At 65.3% G+C, this 15949-nt stretch carries 12 protein-coding genes; 8 read left to right on the forward strand and 4 right to left on the reverse strand.

From position 1 onward, the window contains the following. The first annotated feature begins 70 nt into the window (after positions 1-70). The 5 genes from NA5_RS10035 to NA5_RS10055 all read left to right on the forward strand — a co-directional run bounded on the left by NA5_RS10035 (position 71) and on the right by NA5_RS10055 (position 6137). A complete protein-coding gene (locus NA5_RS10035; protein WP_062984346.1) occupies positions 71-922 on the forward strand; it encodes a TIGR02569 family protein in 852 nt (283 codons plus the stop codon). 282 nt (positions 923-1204) lie between these two features. Continuing rightward, complete coding sequence (locus NA5_RS10040) at positions 1205-3049, forward strand: SCO2524 family protein (protein ID WP_063813277.1); 1845 nt, start codon at positions 1205-1207, stop codon at positions 3047-3049. Between the two features lie 3 nt (positions 3050-3052). Further along, positions 3053-3967 carry an SCO2523 family variant P-loop protein gene (locus NA5_RS10045; RefSeq protein WP_062984350.1) on the forward strand — a complete coding sequence of 305 codons (915 nt, stop codon included), beginning with the start codon at positions 3053-3055 and terminating at the stop codon, positions 3965-3967. 45 nt (positions 3968-4012) lie between these two features. Then, positions 4013-5029 (forward strand): SCO2522 family protein, encoded by a 1017-nt coding sequence (locus NA5_RS10050; protein WP_062984352.1) that lies wholly within the window; start codon positions 4013-4015, stop codon positions 5027-5029. A gap of 1 nt (position 5030) precedes the next feature. Then, positions 5031-6137: an SCO2521 family protein gene (locus NA5_RS10055; RefSeq protein ID WP_062984354.1), complete on the forward strand. Its 1107-nt coding sequence runs from the start codon at positions 5031-5033 to the stop codon at positions 6135-6137. A gap of 14 nt (positions 6138-6151) precedes the next feature. Here the strand turns inward: NA5_RS10055 and NA5_RS10060 are convergent, their stop codons facing one another. The 4 genes from NA5_RS10060 to NA5_RS10075 all read right to left on the reverse strand — a co-directional run bounded on the left by NA5_RS10060 (position 6152) and on the right by NA5_RS10075 (position 10252). Further along, entirely contained in the window at positions 6152-6994 is an 843-nt protein-coding gene (locus NA5_RS10060) for a hypothetical protein (RefSeq protein ID WP_062984355.1), read from the reverse strand. Between the two features lie 66 nt (positions 6995-7060). After that, a complete protein-coding gene (locus NA5_RS10065) occupies positions 7061-7600 on the reverse strand; it encodes a GNAT family N-acetyltransferase (protein WP_084484002.1) in 540 nt (179 codons plus the stop codon). 306 nt (positions 7601-7906) lie between these two features. Beyond that, entirely contained in the window at positions 7907-9391 is a 1485-nt protein-coding gene (locus tag NA5_RS10070; protein ID WP_062984359.1) for an MFS transporter, read from the reverse strand. A gap of 189 nt (positions 9392-9580) precedes the next feature. Beyond that, on the reverse strand, positions 9581-10252 hold the full coding sequence (locus tag NA5_RS10075) for a FadR/GntR family transcriptional regulator (protein WP_062984361.1): 672 nt from the start codon (positions 10250-10252) through the stop codon (positions 9581-9583). A 65-nt stretch (positions 10253-10317) separates the two neighbouring features. On the opposite strand from NA5_RS10075, the gene NA5_RS10080 reads away from it, so the two are divergent. From NA5_RS10080 to nirB, 3 genes are all read left to right on the forward strand, one after another. Next, on the forward strand, positions 10318-11577 hold the full coding sequence (locus NA5_RS10080; protein ID WP_084484003.1) for a CynX/NimT family MFS transporter: 1260 nt from the start codon (positions 10318-10320) through the stop codon (positions 11575-11577). Positions 11578-11909: 332 nt separating this feature from the next. Next, the gene (locus tag NA5_RS10085; protein WP_084484019.1) at positions 11910-13373 is read left to right on the forward strand and encodes a nitrate/nitrite transporter; all 1464 of its coding nucleotides are present in this window, start codon (positions 11910-11912) and stop codon (positions 13371-13373) included. A gap of 26 nt (positions 13374-13399) precedes the next feature. After that, the gene (nirB, locus tag NA5_RS10090) at positions 13400-15949 is read left to right on the forward strand and encodes a nitrite reductase large subunit NirB (protein ID WP_062984365.1); all 2550 of its coding nucleotides are present in this window, start codon (positions 13400-13402) and stop codon (positions 15947-15949) included.

Raw genomic sequence — 15949 nt, forward strand, 5'->3', positions numbered from 1 at the left:
CCGCGAACACGCCGCGCCGAAGGCGCGGCCAATAGCAGAGCGCCAAATTCAACACAGGTACCGTACGGCCGTGACTTCTGTGGAACCTCCCGAGCACGTGCGCGCCACGTTCGGTCTGCGCGAAGTGACCCCGGTTTCGCTGGGAGACTGGGACGGCGGCTGGCGGCTCGGCGATGTGGTGCTGAGTCCGATCGCCGATCATGCGAGGGCGGCATGGTCGGCGAAGGTCCGCGAAACACTGAAGGTGGACGGCCTACGCCTGGCCCGTCCGGTCCGGGCCACCGACGGCCGCTACGTGGTTTCGGGTTGGCGGGCCGATACCTATCTGGAGGGTGTGCCCGAGCCGCGCTATGACGAGGTCGTCTCGGTATCACTGCGACTACATCAGGCCACAGCACAGCTGGAACGCCCACGGTTCCTGGTCCAGCCACCGGTCGCGCCCTGGGTCGATGTCGATGTCTTCGTCGCGGCCGACCGCGCCGCCTGGGAAGCGGTCCCGCTGCGAAGTCTGCGCGCTGGTGGCATCACCCCGGCAACCTCTCCCGACGGCGAGCGCAGCATGGAACTCATCGGCCAACTGGCCACGCTGCGCAAGCCTGTCCAAACCCCCGCGCAACTGGTGCACGGTGACCTGTTCGGCACGGTACTTTTCGCCGGGGTCTTCACACCCGGCCTCACCGACATCACCCCGTACTGGCGCCCGGCACCATGGGCCGCCGGTGTCATCGTCGTCGATGCACTCGCCTGGGGCGGCGCCGACGACGGCCTACTCGACCGCTGGTCGGATCTGCCCGAGTGGCCGCAGATGTTGTTGCGCGCGGTCATGTTTCGGCTTGCTGTGCATGCGCTGCACCCCCGCTCGACCCCCGAAGCGTTTCCCGGATTGGCGCGGACCGCGGATATGGTTCGCCTGATGCTCTGAGTTTCACCTCAACCGCGCGATCGCCCGGTTACCCGATCTGCGTCGTGTGCCGCGTTGGTTGTTTATGCTCGGACGACCGCCATCAGGCGGCTTGTTCTACCTGCTCGGCGGGCCACTGGGATGCTCTGTGGTTGCCCGTGTTCGGACGGCTCCGCGACCGGTTCAGATGATGCCGGAATGGAACCCGTGGAGCCAGCGTAAGCGTTGTGCCCGTGCTAATTTGACGTTCGTGGACGCGGTGTGGACCGGCGCGCCTGCGACATGGGGTGAGGACGGCGGCAGGTGAGAATCCAACCGAGGCAACAGATTCTGGATGTGTGGCGCGCCATGCTCGCCGCGTGCTGGGATGGCAGGGACTGGCGCTGGGGCGGTCGAATGGACGCCAACTCTATCAGCGACTCCGAGCAGTTGCTCTGCCTGCTGTATCCGGCCACCGAGATCGATATCTTCGCGCTGGACAATCCGGATCGCATGGAGGACGACGTCAGTTCGGTCCTCGAACCGCTCGGCGGTCCGAAGCAGATCGGCAGCTTCGTCGTGTGGCTGCTCGAGCGCTATATCGAGCAGAACACACGTGAGGACGGGCAGCCGAACTTCTCCGCGGGCAGCTATCTGCGTTCCGCTGATGAGCGCGAACCCACTGCGGCACAGCGCGGCATCGAGGTCGTCGACTCGTATTCGATGTCGCTGACCGTCTGTATGGCGGGCCTGCGCTTCCTGCGCGCCTTCCGCGGTTGGGCGCGACCGGGGGAGCTGACCAAGCGGATCGATATTCTCTCCGGGCAGCTCAGCGCGCGACTCACCGCGGCGATGACCGGACTGGTCCGCAGCTTTGTCGTCAATACCGTGAAGCCGAAATCCCGTGAGGGACAGGCGATCCTGGGAATGCTGAACCAGACCGGCGAGCCCGAGCAGGCCATGGTCGACGGTGTGCGGCGCAGTCTGGAACGAGTGCGGGCGCGGTTGCGTAGTGACGTCACCTTGGGGCAGGAGAAATCGGTCAGGGAGCTCGAGGACGAGAATCTGCTGTTCGAATGCGGGTGGAGTTGGGGGGTAGCGCGCGACGCCACCGAGGTCGACTTCGTCGAGGCGCAGATCGCGAGTGAGAAGGGCATCGCCGATCCACGCCCGTATCTGTATTTCACGGTCGTCGCGTTGGACGGCATCAACGATCTGGTCTCCCCGCGTACCGGTGAGCTCGGTCTGCTCGACGAGAAACAGCACCGGCTGGCCCAGGCTCTACGCACGCGCTGGGAGCTGACCCAGCGCTATTGGTCGACGGTCGCGCGCTATGGCTCCGGCAGTTGGCCGCTGGAGGATATTCCGTGGCGCACCTCCGACGACGAGCAGTCGGACTACTTCAGTCTGATCGTATCCGCGGTACTGATCCAGGATCTGGTCGCACGCACCGCCTCCGATGACGACTTGACAAGGGCCGTGGCCATCTTCGACGAATTGGCGGGGCGCGGCCGGATCATTCGCCGGACCATGCGCGACGACCCGGCGGTCGCGCTGCACAATCCCGGTGTGCGTCTTACCCTGCGGGGCAGTGAGGGCGTCGATGGCGGGCCGACGCTGCAGTGGGAGGTCTCCGACTTCTCGGCGGTGCTGCTCAAGCGAATGCTGCAGGCGGCCAGGCTGTCCAATAATGTCGCGGCCCGCGACAAACTGATGGATTTGGCCAAATCGGTGATGGAGCATCTGGATCGGCGCATGCTGCGGGTCGGAACGCCCGGACTGTGGGACGATCCGGCGGGTGCGTTCGGGGAGAACGGCGATGAAGAGGTCACCAGACCGTCCTGGTACATGACCGAACGCGTCATCGAATGTCTGGTGGCCGCCGACCGCACCTACCGCGAACCGCCGCCCAACTGGCCGGATCTGCAGGATGTCGCTCGGGTCATGCTGAATACCGCCGAGCATCGGTTCGATCAGGAGATGCTCGGTGTCAGCATCGATGACACCTCGGGCAACCGTGCCGCGCTCGATCGCGTGGAGGACCATATCGATCAGGCCAGGCGGTTGGTGCGCGAGGATTCCGCGACCACCTTCGTGCACGCCTTGGACGCGCTGCGTGAACTCGACCGACTGGCCGCTGCCCGCCGCGACGCGACAAGGAACCCCTAGCGCATGATCGTGTTCGCGACCTCCGACAAGGGCGGCACCGGCCGCTCGGTGACCAGCTGCAATCTCGCCTATCGGATGTGTGTGCGGGGTAAGCGGGTCGCCTATCTGGATTTCGACTTCGGTTCCCCCACCGCGGGTGCGCTTTTCGAGATCAGCGGTGTGGAGCGCGGCATCTCCGGTGGCGACGGACTGCATTCCTATTTGCTCGGTAAGGCGGGCGTCGCCGCGCGAATCGATGTGCGCGACAACACCGATCGGCGCGAGTTACGCAAGATGCGCACCCGAACCGGCAAGCTGTTCCTTTTGCCAGGCGATGCCGGTGGCGCGGAGTTCACCAAGATCGATGGTCCGACCCTGGACAACTGCGCCAAATTGCTGCTCGAACTCGATCAGGACTTCGACGTCTGCATTGTCGATCTCAGCGCGGGGCGCTCGGTGGCGATGGAAATCGCGCTCAGGGCAACGGCTTTGCCGCAGCTGGCCGCGCGAACAGTGCGCTGGTTGGTATTTCATCGCTGGACCCGTCAGCACATCATCGCCGCACATGGTCTGGTGCGCGGGAAGTACGGGATCCTCGATTGCGGTGCGGGCGCGGGACACGATCCCGAACTGCTGCTGGACAACATCAGGTACGTACGCACCGCGGTGCCGCAATTGAATGAGGCAACCGAATCGCCTGGGCCGCAGGCGGCTTGGTTGCATCAGCAGGACTCCATGTTGAAACGGCTGGCATCGACGAACAAGGTCGGTGCGAGCGCGATGCTCGGCGAGACCCCGGTCGAGCCGGTATTGCAATGGCGCGAACAGCTGATTCTGGACATCGACGTGCAGAAGGAAATTGCCAACAAGGCAACCGTCGAGGCCTTCGACACGCTCGCCGATCGCGTGCTCGATCCGGCCACCTGGCGCCGAATCTGAATCGACCGAACTCGACAACACCATCCTGGAAGGGATTTCGAGCACATGGAGTATGCCGCAGGCTACAGCGAGGCCACCGAGCACCCGCGCGTCGCCAAGGTGCCGCTGTCCCATGTGTCGATCGAGGTCGGACATTTCTATATGCACGATCTGGCCAATGGCGAGGAGAAGATCCGCGCGCAGTTCCGCCGGATCGTGCCGCTGGTCACGGCATTCATCGAGGCCGCGAAAATCGAATTCGGCCCGCGGGCCCGGGTCAGCACCTGCTTCCTGGTCGACGACTATTTCCGGTCCGATACCAATCCCGGCGAAATCCTCGACAAATTGCTGCGCAATGCCGACGAATGTGGTCTGACCATCGACTATTTGGCACGCGAGGCGGGCTGCTGGGAGGTTCCGGCCGCCGAATACGGTGCGGTGAACGCGCCGCGTATCGAGCTGGCCGAACTGGTCCGCGCCCGCATCGTGGCCGAACCGCCCGAGGGCGCGAACGGTCGAAGGCCACCCACCGCGGAATCCGGCTGGCTGTGCAATGGCCGACGCGCCTCCGACGATTCATCGGAGCAGGCCATGCACGATGAGCCGTACGAACCGGCCGAGGAATTCGGGCGGCGCGAGCATTCGATTTTCCTCGATGTGGAAATGTGGAGTAAGCAGACCCGAAAGGTGAACGGGCGCAAGGAAGTCTTCACCAAATGGTCCTGCCCGTATCTGGCCTCCATCTGGCAGTTGCTGCGACTGGGCATGCTGCGTTTCGACGGTATGCCGGTGGTCGAGCCACAGCCGTGGGAGCCGGGCATGCAGTGGCCCGGCAGTTGGTGGGAGATGCCCGCGGTGGTCCAGCTGAATCCGCGGGCCAAACCATTTGCCGCATATCGGTCACTTTCACTGCTGCCGCAGCGATATCTGGGTATCGAGCACGCGGTCCGGGTAATACTCGATCACATCCAACTCGACGACGAAGTGGTCGACCAGATCGTCGCCAGGGGCACCGAGGAGGGTATCGACGTATCGCGCAAGGTGACCGAACGCCTCACCCATTTCCTGCTGGACGGATCCTGACGTGAACGAACCGAACGATTCGGCCGCGCGCCGGATGCGCACGGCCCGCTCGACGCCGCACCTACGGCAGCTGCGGCGCGGCCGAGCCGTGCGTCTGCTGGTGCGCGCCGGTGCGGCACAGACCAGGACGCCCGTCGGCCCCCTGGTCGTCTTCGGTGAGGTGGACACCTGCCTGCTGCCCGCGGCGACACCACTGTCGCGCGGTGATCTCGAGGAGCTACTCGAGCTGGTGCCCGGTCGTCCGATGCTGTGGCGGGAGCGTCCGATGTCGCTCGCGGTTTCGCCGACCACGGCCGAGGGAGTGGATTGCCGGTTGGCCGCCCCGTCGCATCCCGACGTGCGCGCGATCGGCACGGTGGCAACGCACGCGGTCGTCGTCGGCGGCCGGGTGCTGCAGAGTTCGGCACGGACCAGGGTCGTGCGCGCCGCTGGCGATCAGCGCCGGACGTGGTCGCACTACCTGAGCCAGGTCGGGGTATCCGAGGTGATCACCAAGGTCACCACGGAAACCGGCGCGCGGTTGGCCGAGGGATTCCTGGCCGCGGGGCCGTCGCCGGTCGGTGCCCTCGATCTCGCTTCGATCGCCAATCGGCTGCTCGGCCGCATCCGGATGGATCACCGCCTCGACCAGAACACGCCGGTGCAATCGGGGACGACCAGGCTGCGCTGGGCGGCGCGGATCGGCGACCCGGCGCAGCCGGTGGTGTGGTTCCGGTTGCGCGACGATACGGTCCGCACCGCGTTGATCACCGTGCGCACCGAAGCGGAACTGGCCGATGTACAGCGGTTCTGTGAGGATCTCGCGGTGCACGATTGGCTGCTTTCGGTCACCGCCGCGGCGCTGGAACAGTCCGATCTGTTCGCGCCGGGCAGTGCCGAGTCGGTGGCGGTGTTGGCGCCGGTGCTGCACCACCTGGCACATCTATGGGTGCCCGGCGCGCATACGCCACCGGCGCTGCGCGGACTGTGGACACAGCTGAACACCGATCCGGATTTCACCGCGGGACGGCGGGCATTGATCGATCAGCTGCACAATCGGGTGTTGGTTGCGACCCTGGACGCGGTGCGGCACACCAGGATCGGCACCGAGGACTACAGCCCGGATTAGCCGATGCGGCGGCATCAGATCCGGAACCATCGCCGGACCAGCAGCGCGAAGAACAGCGAATTGAGTACGAGTCCGGCGTAGGCCTCGATGACCAGCAGTGTCCGTCCGGCGCCCCTGATCTCCTCCAGATCGCCGAGCCCGAGCGGATTCAGATAGTTGATCAGGCACATGTGCAGCGCGGTCGGGATGGGTTGGCCGTCGGTGGTCCACAGCACGAAGGTGCCGATGAGCAGGACGGCGGCGATCCAGCCGAGCAGCCGGAACGGCCGAAAACCATAGCCGCACAGCCATTCCAGGGTCCAGTGCGGGATCCTCTTCCAGACCGGATCGACGGCGCGGCAGCGAGCTTGCGCCAACGCGTGCCCGCAGCGGTCCTGTGCGTCGAAGTCCTCCTCGACCCGGTGCAGTCCCACCGCGCGTTTGAAGGCCAGTACGGCATGTTGGGGCAGGTCGGCGGCGACCAGCACGCGACCGAGACGCTCATAGATTTCGGCGATCCGGGTGTTCTGGGTGCGGCTGAGCCGTCGTGGTCCGCGGAATTCGACCTCGGCGGCGAGCAGCGCCGTCAGGACGGGCAGCGGTCCGTCGGCGTCCACGGCGGGTTCCCGTGCCACCTCGTAGATATGGGAGAAGACCAGGCTGTCGCCGGGCTGGGAGATCTTCCCCGGGTCGTAGTCGAGCTCCAATGTCTCGACGTGGGTGTTGAAGGAGTCGAGCAGCCGCTGTTCGGACTCGGCCCCGGCCTGTCCGAAGTATTCGGCGATCTCGTCCGCGTAGCGGTCGGCATGCCGATCGATCAGCGTGGTCATCGAATTGACCGCAGGTGAGAGTTGGGATAGGCCCGCGTATTCGGTCATGTGTATTCCCCCGGGTGCAGCCGTCACGTTGGACGTGACCTCCACCATACCAATGACATTCGACTATCAATCCGGTGCGCGACCGCCCTTGAGCCAGCGCTTGTCATTCGGTCCGGGGAACTGCGAGGTGCTGGGCCAGCGATCGATGCGGTGCACAAGTACATCTCGCGGTTCGTTCGCGCCGAAGTATCGCTGTTCGTATCCGGCCCAACGGAATCCGGCGTTCTTGTACAACTCGACGGTGCGCTGATCGGTCGGTCGGACCGTCAGGTACACCGAATCCGCCTGTGCAGTACGGCAACTCGTCACGGCCCGATCCAATAGCGCACGGCCGAGACCGCGGTTGCGGTAGTTCGGCGCGACCGCCAGACCCATTACCCAGCCGCGGCGGCGAGTGCCGACGCCGACGAGCGCGTAACCGCGCACCTTGCCGCCGATTTCGGCAACCACCCAATCAGGTCCGTGCAAATCGAACAGTTGGCGCAGCGTCACATACGGGTAGCAGAGGTCGCCGAAGTGTTCCCGCTCCAGCGCGGCGATATCGTCGAGATCGGACAATCGCGCGGTCCGGAACACCGGTTCCCCCGCCGCCTCGGATTTATCCAATGCTCACCGCCAATGGCCGCTCGCATTGCGCATCCAGCGAATCCAGCTGGTCGAGATCGGATGCGTTCGCGATTCGGATGTATGCCATCTCGCCGGAGCCCCCCTCGCTCTGTCTACTGACTCGGCGTGATATCCACCATACCAATGTGATTCGGTGTGGACGGCCGAATGCCGCGCTGGGGACCTCTTCCAGCGCGGCATTCGGGTCTAGCGATGGCGCGGTCGCTGGCCCGGAGGGGGTTCGGGAGCAACTACGCCGGGCCTGCCGATCGGGGGTTCGGGCCGAAAGGCAGGCGGCGCATGCGGTTACACGTTGGCGTAGGCCAGCGAGGGGACGCGGGCGACCGCGAACGAGGACCGCAGGTAGAAGAACCAGGTGACCGCGGCCATGACCAGGAAGGCGCCCGCGTAGGCCCAGAAGGCCGGGTTCATGCTGTGAAAGTTGATGTTGGACAGGCGAAGTGCCTGCTGGAGCAGGTAGCCGCCGGAGGCGCCGATCGCGCCGATGACACCGATCGCGGCACCGGCTTGACGCTTGGCCGAGGCCGTGGCGTCGGTGAGGTCGAGCCCGTGTTCGGAGGCGTACTTCTTGGCCTCGGCACTGAAGATGGACGGGATCATCCGGTAGGTCGAGCCGTTGCCGATACCGGTCAGCACGAACAGCAGCAGGAAGGCGATCAGGTAGAGCGGGAAGCTCTTGGCCTGCAATCCGGCCATGATCAGCACACAGGCGACCGCCATGCCGCCGAAGACGAAGATGGTCATCTTGGCGCCGCCGACCTTATCGGAGATCCAGCCGCCGAACGGACGGCTGAACGAGCCGACCAGTGCGCCGAGGAAGGCGAGGTTACCGAGGGTGGTGATCCAGCCGATCTTGGCCAGATCCGGGAAGTTGGCCTTGATCAGCGTCGGGAAGGCGAAGGAGAAACCGATGAAGGAACCGAAGGTGCCGATGTAGAGGAACGACATCACCCAGGTGTGCTTATTGGTGAGCGCCAGCTTGTAGGACTTGCCGTCGGCCTTGGCGGTGCTGATGGAGTCCATGTACCGCAGCGCGCCGAACATGGCGATCAGGATGAACGGCACCCAAACCAGCACCGACAGCGTGATGCCGAAGCGGTAGCCCGCCGCGTCCTTGGCCATGATGTGCGTGCCGAGAGTGATCAGCAGCGGGAGCACCAATTGGGTCTGCGCCACACCGAGATTGCCGCCCGCCGCGTTGATGCCGAGGGCCGCACCCTTCTTCCCTTCCGGGAAGAAGAAGGAGATATTGGCCATCGACGACGAGAAATTACCGCCACCGAAACCAGCCAGCGCGGCCAGGATCATGAAAACCCACATCGGGGTGCCGGGGTGGTTGACGAAGTAGGCCAGGCCCAGCGTCGGGATGAGCAGCATGGCCGCACTGAACGCGGTGAACGCGCGTCCGCCGAACTTCGGAATGGCGAAGGTGTACGGAATCCGCAGTGCGGCACCGACAAGCGTCGGGGTCGAGGTCAGCAGCAGGGCATTGCTCACCGCGGTCGGGTTGCCCTTGCCGAGTCCGGCCAGGAAGTCGAAGCCCGCCAAGCCCATGCTGGTCACCACGGTGCCCCAGATGACCCAGACGCTGAAGCCGAGATTCTCGGCGAAGACGGAGAAGATCAGGTTCTTGCGGGCGGTGAGTTTGCCGCCCGATTCCCAGAATTCGGTGTTGTCCGGCTCCCAGTGATCCAGCCAGCGCCCCGTTTTCTGGTGCGTGAATACTGGCGTGTCCGACTGCTGGCCGGTGGCAGCTACTGCGGCAGTCATCGGCTTCCTCTCGATCTGGCTCGGTGGGTTCGCCGAGCTGCGGTCGAGACAAAGGTAGAAGCCGGTTGTTGCGGGTGAATGGCCTGAAGTGACGTTCCAGGCAATTCCGACTCACATGGTGGCGAGCCGCTCGGTGACCTATTGGTTACCTGTCCGGTGCAAGATTTTTCGGTCGGGTGACCAATGAATTCAGCGGTCCGGATATTCGGCGATCAGCGAGGCGAGGAAGCACTGCGCGGCCTGCGCCGCTCGTTCCGGATCGCCATCGATGACGGCCTGCACCAATTCATTGTGCTCCGCGTCGTAGGTATCGTCGGATTTCGCCGACCGCGCCCGGATCACCTGTTCGATAATCGGCAGCAGCGAATCGTAGAACTCCAGATATACCGCGTTGTGGCTGGCGACGACGATCGCGCGATGCAGTTCCACATCGGCTTCGATGGCCGCGACGTTCTGTTCATCCCAGTGCTGCTGGCTGCGTTCCTCCAGTAGCCGCCGCAGATTCGCGATATCGGTCTCGTCGCGCCGTCGCGCGGCCAATGCCGCGGCATTGGTGTCCAGGGCCATGCGCAGCTCCAGCACATCGCGTTCCTCCGCATCGGCGAAGTACTTCGCGAGGGTGCCGCCGACCTCCGAGGCCGCGATGACATAGGTGCCCGAGCCTTGGCGACGCTCCAGCATCCCGGCGTGCACGAGCGCCTGCACCGCCTCGCGCACCGTATTGCGCCCGGTTCCGGTGAGCTCGGTGAGCTCCGGTTCGGTAGGGATTCGGGAGCCGATAGGCCAACGGCCGGAACGAATTTCGGCACGCAGCTGCTCGGTTACCTGGGCGATGAGGCTGGTCCGCCGGACGGGTTGCACGGCATCAGAGTACCGCCCATCACAAATCCTTGCCTCCCATCATCGGGTCATCCTATGATTTCGCGGTGACTGCAACTCTCCCGGAAACTACAACTCGCCCGGAATTTCTCCGGGTCGAGCGGCGCAAACGTGCATTGACGGAAGGCCGACTGCTCGTCCTCGCCGCCATCGTGATGTCCGCGCTCACCCTCCGGGTCGCCGTCACCGCATTCTCACCGCTGGCCGAGCGCATCGGCGCCGATATCGGTTACTCGACGGCCGTCGTCGGTGTCTTCGGCATGATACCGACCCTGATGTTCGCGGTTTCGGGTCTGCTCACCCCGCTCTTTGTGCGCCGGATCGGACTCGAGCGCACCGCGCTCGTCGCGATGCTGATGGCCGGATTCGGCATGCTGATCCGGGCCGTGGTCGGCGGCACGGCCGAACTGCTGGTCTTCTCCGCGCTGGCCCTCGGCGGTATGGGCATCGGCAATGTGGTGATCCCGCCGCTGGTCAAGCGGTATTTCCCGGACCGGCTCGCGGTGGTCAGCTCGCTGTACATCACCATGGTCCAACTCGGCACCGTGGTGCCCGCGCTGATCGCGGTGCCGGTTGCCGAGGCACACGGCTGGCGAATCTCCTTGGGGCTGTGGGCAATTCTCGGCTTCGCGGCCGCGCTGCCGTGGCTCGGGGTGCTGCGCGATCGCCGCGGCCACGATCGGGTCGACGGCACCGCGCTGCCGTCGCGGACCCAGGAGCCCAAGGGCAAGGTGTGGCGTTCGCCGGTGGCCTGGGGCATGGCGGGCATGTTCGGCATGACCTCGCTGACCACCTACGCGATGTTCACCTGGCTGCCCAAGATCTTGTCCGAGGCCGGTGCGAGTGCCGCATTCGGCGGGACCATGGTCGGTGTGTTCGCGCTGGTGGGTCTGGTGTCGGCATTCACCGCGCCGACGGTGGTCGCGCGGTTCCGCAATCCGTTCCCGTTCGTAGTGGGTTGTGCCGTCTTCTTTTTCACCGCGTTCGCCGGACTGCTGCTGGCGCCGATGAGTGTGCCGCTGCTGTGGGTGGTGCTGTTGGGCTTGGGCCCGAGCACCTTTCCGATGGCGCTGACGCTGATCAATATGCGCACCAGGACGCCGCAGGGTTCGGCCGCGCTGTCGGGCTTCACCCAGGGCGTCGGATATGCGGTGGCCTGCGTCGGCCCGGTGCTGTTCGGCATGCTGCACAGCGCCACCGATGGCTGGGCCGCTCCATTCGCGATGCTGGTCATCGCGGTACTGGTGCTACTCACCGCCGCATGGCATGCCTGCAAACCCCGCATGCTCGAAGACACCTGGAAATAGTGCGAGCGTAGTGGTGTGCCGGTCGAATTCGCTGTGGGCGACCACCATTCGACGACGTTCGATGCAACGGGCCTCACAGTTCGAGTTGCGAGGTTGTGCGGGTGCGGCCATGCTGTGCATGGGTAGCGCGCGTCACACCTCACGGGGCGGTAATTCGGAGATCGGCTGTTTGTGACGCGCGGAAACCGGTGTGTCACATGCGCGAAACATTTCGTTGAAACTCACCTGACTTTCCCGGGAATCGTGAGCAACCGTTGATTTGACGGTCATTTGGGGCAGCATTTCGGCAATACCCGTTTCCTACCGTGGGGCTAACCGATTTTGGGAGGCCCCTGTTGAGCACGCTGACGCGTAACCACAACATCGAGCATTGGGATGCCGAGGATGTCGCGGCCTGGGAGGCCGGTGGCAAAGACATCGCCAAGCGGAATCTGATCTGGTCGGTCTTCGCCGAGCATGTCGGGTTCTCGGTGTGGTCCATCTGGTCGGTCATGGTGCTGTTCATGCCCACCGACAAGTTCGGCATCGATGCGGCGGGCAAATTCTTCCTGGTCGCCATGCCGACGCTCGTCGGCGCGTTCCTGCGCATTCCATACACCGTGGCCACGGCGCGCTTCGGCGGTCGCAACTGGACCATCTTCAGTGCCACGCTGCTGCTCGTTCCGACACTGCTCACGCTGTACTTCATCAATCAGCCGGGCACCTCGTACACGACCTTCCTGGTGGTGGCCGCATTCGCCGGATTCGGCGGCGGCAACTTCGCCTCCTCGATGACCAACATCAATGCCTTCTACCCGCAGCGGCTGAAGGGTTGGGCGCTCGGGCTGAACGCGGGCGGCGGAAATATCGGCGTGCCCGTCATCCAGCTGGTCGGTCTGCTGGTCATCGCCACCCTCGGCAACGGCTACGCCTCGCTGATCTGCGCGATCTACCTCGTGCTCGTCGCGCTGGCCGGTGTCGGCGCCGCGCTGTTCATGGACAACCTGACGAACCAGAAGGCCGATCTGTCCTACATGATCACCGCGCTCAAGGTGCCGCAGTCCTGGGCGATCGCCTTCCTCTACATCGGCACCTTCGGTTCGTTCATCGGCTACAGCTTCGCCTTCGGGCAGGTGCTGCAGATCAGCTTCAAGGCTGGTGGCGACACCGCCGCGCAGGCCGCACTGCATGCCGCGCAGATCGCCTTCATCGGTCCGCTGCTCGGTTCGCTGGCCCGCCCGTACGGCGGCAAATTGGCCGACCGGATCGGCGGCAGCCGGGTCAGCTTGTACACCTTCGCCGTGATGACCGCGGCCGCTGTAGTAGTCGCCGTGGCGAGCACCGCGGGCGACCGCAGCGGCGGGGTGCCCAGCGGTGCGGCGATGGTGGCGCTGGTCGCCGGATTCATCGCGCTGTTCGTGGTCTCGGGTATCGGCAACGGAGCCGTCACCAAGATCATCCCCTCGGTCTTCGACGCGAAGTCCAAGAGCCTGGACGCGAGCCCGGCAGCCCAGGCCGCCTGGTCGCAGAACTCCTCCGGTGCGCTCATCGGCTTCGTAGGCGCGATCGGTGCGCTCGGCGGCGTCGCGATCAACCTGGTCCTGCGCTCCTCCTACGCCTCGACCGCATCGGCCACCACCGCCTTCTGGGTCTTCATGGCCTTCTACGTCGCCTGCGCCGCGGTGACCTGGCTGGTCTTCCTGCGCCGCCCGCGCGGCGGCGTCGACTCCCAGGTCGTCGTGGAGGCCGAGGCGCTCGTGCTCGAAGCCGAGGCAGCCAACCCGTCCCAGTCCACCAGCACGTCGGCCCGAGCCTGACGCCCTATCACCATCGGAGGACAGTCATGAACTCGACAGTCGACCCCACCCAGCGCAAGACCGTCGTGGTCGTCGGCCACGGCATGGTCGGGCACCGCTTCGTCGAGGCGCTGCGATCCAGGGACGAGGCAGGCCAGTGGCAGGTGGTCATCCTCAGCGAGGAGCAGTTGGCCGCCTACGACCGCGTCGGACTCTCGTCCTACGTCGGCAACTGGGATGCCGCCGCGCTGGCGCTGCCCGGTAACGAATACGCCGGTGACGAGCTGGTCGAGCTGCGACTGGGCCAGTCCGCGCAGTCCATCGACCGTGAGGCGCGCAAGGTCACCACCTCGGCGGGCGACACCATCGCCTACGACGCGCTGGTGCTGGCGACCGGTTCGTACCCGTTCGTCCCGCCGGTGCCGGGTCACGATCTGCCGGAGTGCTTCGTCTACCGGACCATCGATGACCTCGACGGCATCCGCGCTGCCGCCGCCGCGGCCGGACCCGGTGCGGCCGGTGTGGTCGTCGGTGGTGGTCTGCTCGGTCTGGAGGCGGCCAACGCGCTGCGCCTGCTCGGCATGACGCCGCATGTGGTGGAGTTCAACGCCCGGCTGATGCCCGCCCAGGTCGACGAGGGTGGTGGCGCCATCCTGGAGAAGCTCGTCACCGATCTCGGGCTGCAGGTGCACACCGGTGTCGGCACCTCATCGATCGAGACCGTCGCGGACACGGGACCGGCTGAGCGCCTGAGGATTACGCTCTCCGACGATTCGGTGATCGACGCCGGACTGGTGGTCTTCTCCGCCGGTGTCCGCCCGCGCGACCAGATCGCCCGCGACAGCGGCATCGAGGTCGGCCCGCGCGGTGGCATCATCACCGACCTCGGTCTGCAGACCTCCGATCCGAACATCTACGCGATCGGCGAATGCGCTGCGGTGGAAGGTGTTTGCTACGGCCTGGTCGCCCCCGGCTACACCACCGCCGAGATCGTCGCGGACCGATTGCTCGGTGGCGCAGGGGAATTCCCCGGCGCGGATATGTCGACCAAGCTCAAGCTGCTCGGTGTCGATGTGGCCAGCTTCGGTGATGCGCACGGCAGCACCGAGGGCGCGCTGTCGGTCGTGCTGCACGATGCCGCCAAGGGCACCTACGCGAAACTCGTGGTCTCCGATGACGCGCAGATCCTCTTGGGCGGCATCCTGGTCGGTGACGCGACCGCGTACTCGGCGCTGCGTCCGCTGGTCGGGCGTCCGCTGCCCGCCGAACCAGCCGCGCTGATCTCGCCCGCCGGTGCCGAACTCGGCGCCGACTCGCTACCCGACGACGCCCAGATCTGCTCCTGCAACAACGTTTCCAAGGGCGCGATCTGCGGGGCCATCGAAGAGGGCGCCTGCGATATCGCGGGTATCAAGAAGTGCACGTCCGCCGGAACCTCTTGCGGCGGTTGCGTTCCCATGCTCAAGAAGCTGCTGGAGCAGTCCGGCGTCGAGATGTCCAAGGCGCTCTGCGAGCACTTCTCGCAGTCGCGGGCCGAGCTGTTCCAGATCGTCCAGGTCACCGGCATTCGCACCTTCTCCGCACTGATCGCCAAGCACGGCACGGGCACCGGCTGCGATATCTGCAAGCCGACGGTCGCCTCCATCCTGGCCTCCACCTCGAGCGATCACATCCTCGACGGCGAACAGGCCGCGCTGCAGGACACCAATGACCACTTCCTGGCGAATCTGCAGAAGAACGGCACCTACTCGGTGGTGCCGCGGATGCCAGGCGGTGAGGTCACCCCGGATCAACTGATCACCATCGGTCAGATCGCCAAGGAATTCGATCTCTATGTCAAGGTCACCGGCGGTCAGCGCATCGACCTGTTCGGCGCCCGCGTCGAACAGCTGCCGCAGATCTGGCAGCGCCTCGTCGATGTCGGCATGGAATCCGGGCACGCGTACGGCAAGTCGCTGCGCACCGTGAAGAGCTGTGTCGGCTCCACCTGGTGCCGCTACGGCCAGCAGGATTCGGTCGGCATGGCCGTGCTGCTGGAGAAGCGCTACCGCGGCCTGCGTTCGCCGCACAAGCTGAAGCTGGCCGTCTCCGGTTGCGCAAGGGAATGCGCCGAGGCGCGCGGTAAGGACGTCGGTGTGATCGCCACCGAGCAGGGCTGGAACCTGTACGTCGGCGGCAATGGCGGTCTGACCCCGAAGCACGCGGTGCTGCTCGCCGGTGAACTCGACGACGAGACGCTGATCAAGTACATCGACCGGTACCTGATGTTCTACATCCGCACCGCCGACCGGCTGCAGCGCACCGCGCCGTGGCAGGAGGCGCTGGAGGGCGGCATCGATTACCTCAAGCAGGTCGTGTGCGAGGACAGCCTCGGAATCGCCGAGGATCTGGAGGCGGCCATGGCCCAGCATGTCGCTGGTTACCGCGACGAATGGGCCGCGGTGCTGGAGGACGAGGAGAAACTGTCGCGTTTCGTGTCCTTTGTCAATGCCCCGGAAGCGGCCGATCCGACCATTTCGTTCGATCAGACCGGGGAACGGAAGGTCCCTGTGTTGCTCGGCATACCGGAAATCCCGGTCGCCACACGCGGGCAATAG

This window comes from Nocardia anaemiae NBRC 100462 (assembly GCF_001612725.1).
GTDB classification, from domain to species: domain Bacteria; phylum Actinomycetota; class Actinomycetes; order Mycobacteriales; family Mycobacteriaceae; genus Nocardia; species Nocardia anaemiae.

Excerpts from the sequence above, each read along its gene's own strand:
- NA5_RS10045 (WP_062984350.1), top strand. The coding sequence starts at position 3,053 with ATGATCGTGTTCGCGACCTCCGACAAGGGCGGCACCGGCCGCTCGGTG.
- NA5_RS10050 (WP_062984352.1), top strand. The coding sequence starts at position 4,013 with ATGGAGTATGCCGCAGGCTACAGCGAGGCCACCGAGCACCCGCGCGTC.
- NA5_RS10060 (WP_062984355.1), bottom strand. The coding sequence starts at position 6,994 with ATGACCGAATACGCGGGCCTATCCCAACTCTCACCTGCGGTCAATTCG.
- NA5_RS10070 (WP_062984359.1), bottom strand. The coding sequence starts at position 9,391 with ATGACTGCCGCAGTAGCTGCCACCGGCCAGCAGTCGGACACGCCAGTA.
- nirB (WP_062984365.1), top strand. The coding sequence starts at position 13,400 with ATGAACTCGACAGTCGACCCCACCCAGCGCAAGACCGTCGTGGTCGTC.